Consider the following 8433-nt stretch of genomic DNA (forward strand, 5'->3'; position numbering starts at 1 on the left):
CAGTTCCCAAGGCAAGGATGTTCTATATTGAATCGAGCAAAATCATTGGTTCGCACGTCATAAAAAGGAGGGGTAAAAATATTTAAAGAAAGGACTAAATGCCTTTGATGAATTCTCTCAGATGTCAAGAGCTTGTTGTAACATGGGGGAAATGGTATTATAATGCGCAGCTAGTACTTTCATGAGGTAAAGAGGGGCATGAAGTGAAGTAAGGAGAGCGTGCTTAATGGCTTATACACTTACAGTGGCTGTTTTGAAATGGGCTTGAACGTGCTGGGAAATATTAAAAAAGTGTGTAAATGAGAAACGCAAATATATGTCTTATATTTTTGTTTTGGATGCTCTATTGGGAGTGAAGAGAATGACCCCATGAAAGAACACGATAAATAAGAGCATAAAATGTGTAATGGCCGCGATTTAAAAGATGTTGTCGTGATGAAATTATAGACCCATTATGGAAATTACGCTAAAAGATATGTGCAATATGCGCACTTTGATCTGGTCTATAAAAGCTGACTGCTTGCTCTTAATCGTTTTAATATCTGTCTTAAAATAGCAGCTGTATGAGCGATAAAGGTTGATGAACAGGAAAGGGCTTTATGCGGCTTTAAGTTCTCATCGTTAAGGTTTGAGGAACTATAGAGGTTGATTTAAAAAGATTGGACAATCTTTTTGTGCTTCATAGAACGGATTAGAATTTTTTTTGGAGAGGGGAACCTTCCCTTGTTTATTGTTTGAAAGGCGCTTTAAGACAAAATATCAAAATAAGTATCAGGAACAGAGAGGCTATAAACAATCCCTTCTTCTGTTAATGTGAGCGAAGCTGAACCATTGACAGAAATGGGAACGATTTTTTCAAGAACAGCACTGCCAAAACAAGCTTTTATATTGTTTGTGGGAGAGACGCTGGATTCGAAATTTTCATTCCAAGTGATGATAAGTTGCGTTTTGCCATTCAGTTTTGTTTCGATTTCACAGCGTACACAGACACTACCTTTTTCTTGCGATAAAACACCAAAAGAAAGAGAATTGACAATCAATTCATGGAAAGCCAAACCAATATGCAAAGCGGCATTGGGAAAGAGGTAAGGATCTATGCCTTCAAGTGAAAAACGTTCTGTTTCTTTCATTAAATAGCCTAAAGCTTGCGTTTGGACTAATTCGCGAAATTGAGCACCACGCCAATCAGAATCGGTAATCAGATCTTGAGAATGAGAAAGAGAATGAAGACGACCTTGAAATTTGCGTAGAAAAACTTGAAGAGATTCAGTATAGCGCGCGGTTTGGCTGGCAATACTTTGAATGATCGCGAGAAGATTTTTAGAACGGTGGCTTACTTCTCGAAGGAGGATTTTAAGCACTTGTTCGCGTCGGCGTAAGCCGGAAATGTTAACACCAGTGGTGATAATACCGATAATGTCTCCGGTATCATTGCGGTGGCAATCAATAGAAAATTTGTACCAAATCTCTTGTTTGCTTATATCTTCAAAACGTGCTTCAACAGTTTGCATTTTGCCACTGGCTAAAACTTGCAGTTTGATGGTTTCCATATTGTCTGCAAGGTCAAGCGAAAAAAAGTCGCTGTCACGACACCCAACCCGCCATTTATGGTGCAAATGGTGCGGCAAGTTTTCAGCCCATAAATAAACCAGATTTGTTGCCTGATAGAGAACACAAATATCAGCACCATGAATCGCTTGCATGAGCGCACTCATGTGAGATCTTTCCATGGGAGGCTTTGAAAGAGGTGTAACGACCATAATTTTAAGATGTTACTCTGTTCTAAGCTGCTTTAGAAGCATTCTCTTGAAAAAATAAAGCTTGGGAAATAAGCGCTTTCACCATATCAGGGTTAAAAGGTTTGGTCACTAAAAAAGTTGGTTCTGGACGCTCGCCGGTCAGCAGCCTTTCGGGAAAAGCCGTGATGAAAATTACCGGTATACGGTCATTTTTTAAAATCTCGTTGACCGCGTCAATACCTGAACTGTTATCGGCTAATTGAATATCAGCCAAAATCAACCGTGGTTTTTTCTTATGATACATGATGACAGCTTCATCGCGCGTTCGCGCTATTCCTACAACATGATGACCTAAGCTTTCTACCATTTGCTCAATATCAAGCGCAATAAGAGGTTCATCTTCAATAATCATCACTTGCGTGGCAATTTGTTGAGAAATATCAAGGGATGCTTGGTTGAGAAGCTTGCGGAATTCCTTCGTATCCAGATTCATGATTTCACTGGCTTCTTGTTCATGAAACCCTTCAACGGCAATGAGCAAAAATGCTTGGCGTGCACGGGGCGTGAGATACGATAATTTGGCACTGGTTTTTTGTTCAAGACCAAATTGGGGCAGGGGTTCAGGAATATTCGGTGTGGTTTGGTCAAAAAGATGGCAAAAAAGCCAATAGGTTCCAATTCGATCACTGGAGGCTTTGGGAAAAATGGAGATGTCGGCAATGAGTGCTTCCAGCATCGCTGATACATAAGCATCCCCAGAAAATTGGCTGCCGGTGACAGAGCGGGCAAAACGCCGAAGATAGGGAAGATGTGGGGCAATGCGCGTTGATAATGACATAATTTATAACTCCTTTTACCTTGCAAGCATTTTGTTGGTTGAAATTCTCAACTGATAAAAAAGTTCCTTGATTTGTATGGAACTTTTTACCGATAGCTATATTTACAACCATAAGGCGAAAAAATTCTTCGCGGTGCTACTGATATTATATGGATTAGGGGGATGAAAAATGAACGACCGTGATGAAAAAAATCTCACCACACAATTTACAGTTGGAGATGATCTTCTCGGGGTCAATAGCGAAATAGCACGGAAATTACGCCAATTTTACATGGAAATTCAGGAAGAAGCACTACCACGGTGTTTGCTCGAGCTTTTAGAGAGGTTGGAGCGCGCAGAGCAATTTAGCTTAAACAATGTGGAAAAGGTTTGAATCCTTTATGTCAAAGTGCACAAAAAACTTTAAACAAGAACTCCTGTTGGTGTTGCCGGCTTTACGCGCTTTTGCTGTTTCTTTAAGTGGCAAGCACGATAAAGCCGAAGATTTGGTCCAAGATACTGTTATGAAAGCATGGGCTAAGCAAGACAGTTTTGAGATGGGAACCAATCTTAAAGCGTGGCTTTTTACGATTTTGCGTAATGAATTTTATAGTCAAATGCGCAAAAAGGGGCGGGAAGTTCAAGATACTGATGGCGTGTTTACTCAAAATGTCGCTGTGCATCCTGCTCAATATGGATCCCTTGATTTGCAAGATTTTAAAAAAGCCTTAAATCTGCTTTCTGCTGATCAAAGAGAAGCCATTATTCTCATTGGGGCATCAGGATTTTCCTATGAAGATGCTGCAACTATTTGTGGGTGTGCTGTTGGAACCATTAAAAGCCGTGTGAGTAGGGCGCGTAATCGATTACAAGAACTTCTTAATGTTAATGGTGAATCCGATTATGGTCCTGATTCTTATTCCGCTGGGAGTACATTATGTTCATTTAACGGCTAAAAAAGCATAATAATTATGATCGATAGCCTTGTTTTTTTTATTCCCGTTATAGCTATTACAGTAAAGTCAGTATCTGAGGAAATTCAGAGTGTTTGGCGTGTATCCTTTGGAACACAAGAAAAGCCTGTATGAAACTCTCTCACGGGCTTTTGACCTTATGTTTCATAAGGCTGCCTTCCTTTGTGCTGAAAAATGACGTCTTTCAAGTTCGCCAATGGAAATTCTATGACAACAAAGACAAATTTGCTGCCTCAAATGCCTTCTTCTGATGTAACGATATCACGCTGGCGATGGGCCGCGATTGTTGTTTCTCTTGTTATGGCTCTTTTAGCATCGGTTTTTATTATGTTGCTTTCAAATGCCGTTGATAGAGAAGTCGCCCAGTTGAATACAAGTTCAGAATTGCGCGAACAGGCTGATTTGGTTCTTATTAGCTTGATTGATATGGCTGTTGCTGATCGCAGTTATGCAAAAACGCGCAAGGTGGAAGATAAAATACGTTTTGAAAATTCAGAGCGGGAGTTGGGGGATATTCTCGATTATATAGCTCTTATTGTTTATGCGCATCCGCAATGGGATGAGTGGTTTAGGGCTTTTAAAAAGGAAGTCGAAGCAAGACAAGCATTTATGAATGCCCATATGCATGCTCTTGATACAGGGACTGATCAATCTTCTCAACCTTCCACATCTTTGGAAGTATCAAAGATTCCCGTGGCACGTTTAGCGCAATTGATGACAAGTTTTATTAATGGGGATGATGTGGTGCGCCAAAAACAGCGCGAGGGTATCGCATTGATGCGTGCTGCTTTAACATTGGCGGCTATTGTTTCTGTTGTTAGTACTTTTGTTTCGGCCTATTTTGTTATTAATCGTTTTCATCGTGATGTGCGTTCTTTAAAATTGTATCAATTGCTGCTCCATAGCGAAAATATCGCTCTAGAAGCACGCGTGAAGGAACGAACACAAGAATTAGAAAAAGCACGCAATCACGCCGAAAAAGAACGCCAACGGGTTGAAATATTGTTGCAGGATGCAAGCCATCGCATTGGCAATTCTCTTGGCACGGTGTCTTCTTTGCTGGGGCTTCAGTTAAGTCGGAGTAAAAATGAAGAAGTCCGTGCTGTTCTAGGGGCTGCACGGGATCGTATTCAGACAATTTCCACAGCACATCGTCGTTTGCGTTTAAGTGATGATATGGAAACGACACTATTGGCAGAGTTTCTCAGTTCTGTTGTGCATGATGTCGAATTGGCGGTTCCTTTTGAATTGCGTGAAAACATCACCATTCACACCAACTTTAAAGAGTGTCGCCTGTCTTCAAGAGATGCAACAACACTTGGAATTATCCTTGGTGAGTTGCTGACCAATTCTTTAAAACATGCCTTTCCTGATCAACGGTCGGGCCATATTTATATCTCCTTTGGTCCTGAGCCAAATGGACAATTGATGCTCATTGTAGAAGATGATGGCGTGGGGATGAAGAGCCAAACTTTAAAACAAAAGACAGGACTTGGTCGTGTGGTTGTGGAACAGCTTTGTATGCAATTTGGTGAAAAACCTCTGTTTGAAACTTCTGCTTTAGGAGGCACAAAGATTATCATTCCTTTGCCAAAACTTAGCACGAATAGTTCAAAAAAAATCTCTGACTGATTTTAAAAAATGGTAAATTTTTTCTTTGCCAGTGGTAAGCTTCCTTTGATTTATCGCGAAGGCATGGGGAGGGCGCCTTTTCACAAGAAGGAGGATAAAATAAGGCTTTAATAGCGCAAATACATCACCTTCATCTTAGAATTGTTGATTGTCTTCAAGAAAGGCAACTTTATTTTTTCATCTTTTGGTGTCATATTTGTTTCTGACTTTTTGCTTTATTGACTCTAATTATGGCTTTTAACATTCTCCTTTCTTAAAGCTTTGAAGTGCTGAAGTTAGCCTTTAAATTTATTTTGAATAAGAGCTTGCTTGAACCAATAATATTTACATTGATACGCTCGATTTTTTTTGCAAAGAGAGAGTTTTTTCACGTTTTATTCTTTTTGTAAGGGTTGTTAAAATTTTAAATAGAGGGTGTTTTTGTAAGCGTGTGGGAGAAATATTCTTAAGGTAAAACGTGCTCGTAAAACTCATGAAGCACCCTCCTTTGGGGCTTTAACAGCATCAGTGTTCAACCAGTGGAATCTGTTCAATAAAAAGCTGGATTGTTTATAGAGTGATGGGCGTTTTAGAATCTTCATCCTTTAGGGGGCACATCTTTGATTTAAGATTTTATTGCATGGCAAATAAGGGGGGCTATCGTTTTAATAAAAGAAACAAGAAGCGTTAGCTTTTTTGAGTGTCATATTTTGCACTTTTCTGTTGTGGGTAAACCTGAAAAGGAGAGCGTTTAATTTTTGATCCTTGTTATGCTGCTTTGAGTGGTTATATCTTTCGGCGTATCCTTTACAGATCTTTAAAGTGCGGAAATCGCTTTGAAAAAAATTAAGCGCTCAAGCATATTTTTTAGATGTTTAAGTCATAAAAAGCTGCAGGTGTTTCATGCTTTAAGTCTCTTCAGAGGGGGGTATCGGGCTGTTTATCAAAGAATCAATATTGTTTTTTTCTTGTAGGAATGTTTGTAGGTCTTGATTGGTTAAGGCTTTGCTATCCGGTATACGGATGCGCATGGGATCAACTTTGACGCCATTGACAATGATTTCAAAATGACAATGGGGACCAGTTGCCATTCCTGTTGATCCGACATATCCAATGATTTGTCCTTGTCGTACTTTCACGCCTGGTTTGATGTCTGGTGCATAACGACTTTGATGTGAATAACTGCTAATATACCCATTGGCATGTTGAATTTCCGTGTGATTTCCATAGCCGCCTGTTACACCTACTTTTGTGACAATACCATCTCCTACAGCAATAATGGGTGATCCTTTAGGAGCAACCCAATCAACACCCGTATGCATGCGAATATAGCCTAAAATAGGGTGTTTGCGTGGGCCAAAGGGAGAGCCAAAAATGCCATTTGGTGTGGGTTTGCGCAACAAGAAAGGTTTTGAACTTTTCCCTTCAGAATCATAATAATCAACGCTTCCATCTTTTAATTGATAACGGTAATATTTATAAGTTGTATTCCCAAAAGTGGCGCTAATATAACGAATTTCTGGATCAGTGTTCTTGGAGGGTTCTTTGGCTTTTAAGTTCTTTTTGCCGTTTTGGGTTTCTTTATCGCTTTGTGGTATGGCATAAAATATTTCAATCTGATCATTGGGGGTTATCTGGCTTTTCATATCAATATTGGTGGCAAGCAGACGAATAAGACGATGAGAGAGAGATTGTGATATATTATGGCTTAGCAAAGCACTATAGAGTGCATCATAAGCCGTTGGTAATTGCGCGCTATTGATATAAGAATGTGGAATACCATTTTGAAAAGCCGTTTTAAGTGCTTTAGACATTTTAGGCTCTGTGCTTTCAATGAATTGGCCTTTATCATTCAGGGCAATGGTGAGAATATGATGCATTCCTTGATAGATACTTGCGCGTACGAGATGGTCTTCTTCTCCCGCTTGTGTCACGATGCCAATGCGTAAAAGGCTTCCCTCTTTAAGGGTATCGGAAAGGCTTATTTTTTCTAGCGTTTTTACAACCTGTTCAATTTGCTCTTTGGTATAACTGGTTTTTTTGAAAGCATCGGCTATCTTTTGTTTTTTTCGAATAGGAATAATATCTTCAACATAGTTTTTCGTCAGATCAATACGGTGACTTTGAGGAGAAACGGTTACATTTTCTTGCACGATACGGACTTCAGGGGGCTCTGTTTCTTGAGAAGGGGAAGATGTATCTTCTAATTTTAAAGGATCAATCAATGTGAGTACTGAAAGTAGTTCGGTACTTTTTTCTAAAGTAAATCCAGCTTTTTGTACTTCTTGTTGTGCTTCTTCATCTGTCAGCGTATAAGTGTCATCAAAATCGAATTGATTTACCTTAAAGTCATAGCTGCGTAAGGTGATTTTTGTTTCGACCTTTGCTCCATAAATCTGTCCAGAATCTTGTAGTTTAGCGCTGTGATTAGTCGAATCACTGGCAAGAATGCTTAAAGAATCAAATTTGGGATAGCTATATTTCTGGGGGCGCTTTTCGGCTAAAGCCATACGAATCCATTCAAAATGTTGTGTTTGAATGACCTTTTCATCGCCTTTTTTTTGTAGAATCGATAATTCAAATTGACGTTTTCTGTCAAAGCTTTGCCGTGCATGGGTGGGAGAAATGCGATCACCTTTATAGCCATTGGCTTCAAGATCTTGTGATTCTGATAGGTTTTCTTGCGTAAACCATTGAGGCGGTGTTACCAATCGCTGTTGTTCATCAAGAGCTGTAAAAAGTGCAATACCCATAAGAATGCAGGAAGTGATTCCTGTCAGAATGGTTCCTGTAAGCCAACGAGCAGAGACCTGTCTGCGCTCAGGACGCAAGCGTTTGACGACAAGAGCAGGGTCCTGTCCGGGATCGTTTTTTTGTTGTTCGTTATCCCACATAGATTTTAAGAGTACTTTTCAATATTAAATAAAGAAAGCTAGCATAGCTTAGCCTGTTTCTACAAGAATTTGATTCTTTTTACAAATTACAGATCATGCGAATTCTCTTTATACCGCAATGTCTTTATAAATCGTACCTGTGCAGAAAAATTTCCTTATTAAAGTAAGATAAAACAAGCGTTATTATGATTAACCCATTCCTAGGGACTTCTTATTTTTACGCATCGCAATGGGATGCTATATTTTACTTTAAAGGCGCCATGCTTCCTTTAATTCTTTCTGTTTTCATGTTTTATTTTTATACGCTTCTTATTTTGCCTATAATGTCTTGAAATACAACCAGTTGTTTACAATATTTTATTTTAAAAAAAAATAAAAAATGATATTGACTCTTTTGT

General features: G+C 39.2%; 6 protein-coding genes. 3 read left to right on the plus strand and 3 right to left on the minus strand.

The genetic code is table 11. From position 1 onward, the window contains the following. Positions 1-746: 746 nt before the first annotated feature. Both ACFIM1_RS04540 and ACFIM1_RS04545 read right to left on the minus strand, forming a co-directional pair. On the minus strand, positions 747-1760 hold the full coding sequence (locus tag ACFIM1_RS04540; protein WP_375608201.1) for a sensor histidine kinase: 1014 nt from the start codon (positions 1758-1760) through the stop codon (positions 747-749). Positions 1761-1782: 22 nt separating this feature from the next. After that, a complete protein-coding gene (locus ACFIM1_RS04545; protein WP_375608202.1) occupies positions 1783-2577 on the minus strand; it encodes a response regulator in 795 nt (264 codons plus the stop codon). Between the two features lie 169 nt (positions 2578-2746). Here ACFIM1_RS04545 and ACFIM1_RS04550 point away from each other — a divergent pair, with 169 nt between their 5' ends. The 3 genes from ACFIM1_RS04550 to ACFIM1_RS04560 all read left to right on the plus strand — a co-directional run bounded on the left by ACFIM1_RS04550 (position 2747) and on the right by ACFIM1_RS04560 (position 5162). Then, positions 2747-2950: a NepR family anti-sigma factor gene (locus ACFIM1_RS04550; RefSeq protein WP_375608203.1), complete on the plus strand. Its 204-nt coding sequence runs from the start codon at positions 2747-2749 to the stop codon at positions 2948-2950. Positions 2951-2957: 7 nt separating this feature from the next. Continuing rightward, positions 2958-3512, plus strand: coding sequence for an RNA polymerase sigma factor (locus ACFIM1_RS04555; RefSeq protein ID WP_375608204.1), 555 nt, complete (start codon positions 2958-2960; stop codon positions 3510-3512). Between the two features lie 225 nt (positions 3513-3737). Next, on the plus strand, positions 3738-5162 hold the full coding sequence (locus ACFIM1_RS04560) for a sensor histidine kinase (RefSeq protein ID WP_375609353.1): 1425 nt from the start codon (positions 3738-3740) through the stop codon (positions 5160-5162). A gap of 887 nt (positions 5163-6049) precedes the next feature. On the opposite strand, the gene ACFIM1_RS04565 is transcribed toward ACFIM1_RS04560, so the two are convergent. Then, a complete protein-coding gene (locus ACFIM1_RS04565; protein ID WP_375608206.1) occupies positions 6050-8035 on the minus strand; it encodes a M23 family metallopeptidase in 1986 nt (661 codons plus the stop codon). Positions 8036-8433 lie beyond the last annotated feature (398 nt).

This window comes from Bartonella sp. AC158YNML (assembly GCF_042196725.1).
In the GTDB taxonomy this organism is placed as follows: domain Bacteria; phylum Pseudomonadota; class Alphaproteobacteria; order Rhizobiales; family Rhizobiaceae; genus Bartonella.

Coding starts and splice junctions, on each gene's coding strand:
- ACFIM1_RS04545 (WP_375608202.1), bottom strand. CDS start 2,577: ATGTCATTATCAACGCGCATTGCCCCACATCTTCCCTATCTTCGGCGT.
- ACFIM1_RS04550 (WP_375608203.1), top strand. CDS start 2,747: ATGAACGACCGTGATGAAAAAAATCTCACCACACAATTTACAGTTGGA.
- ACFIM1_RS04555 (WP_375608204.1), top strand. CDS start 2,958: ATGTCAAAGTGCACAAAAAACTTTAAACAAGAACTCCTGTTGGTGTTG.
- ACFIM1_RS04540 (WP_375608201.1), bottom strand. CDS start 1,760: ATGGTCGTTACACCTCTTTCAAAGCCTCCCATGGAAAGATCTCACATG.
- ACFIM1_RS04560 (WP_375609353.1), top strand. CDS start 3,738: ATGACAACAAAGACAAATTTGCTGCCTCAAATGCCTTCTTCTGATGTA.
- ACFIM1_RS04565 (WP_375608206.1), bottom strand. CDS start 8,035: ATGTGGGATAACGAACAACAAAAAAACGATCCCGGACAGGACCCTGCT.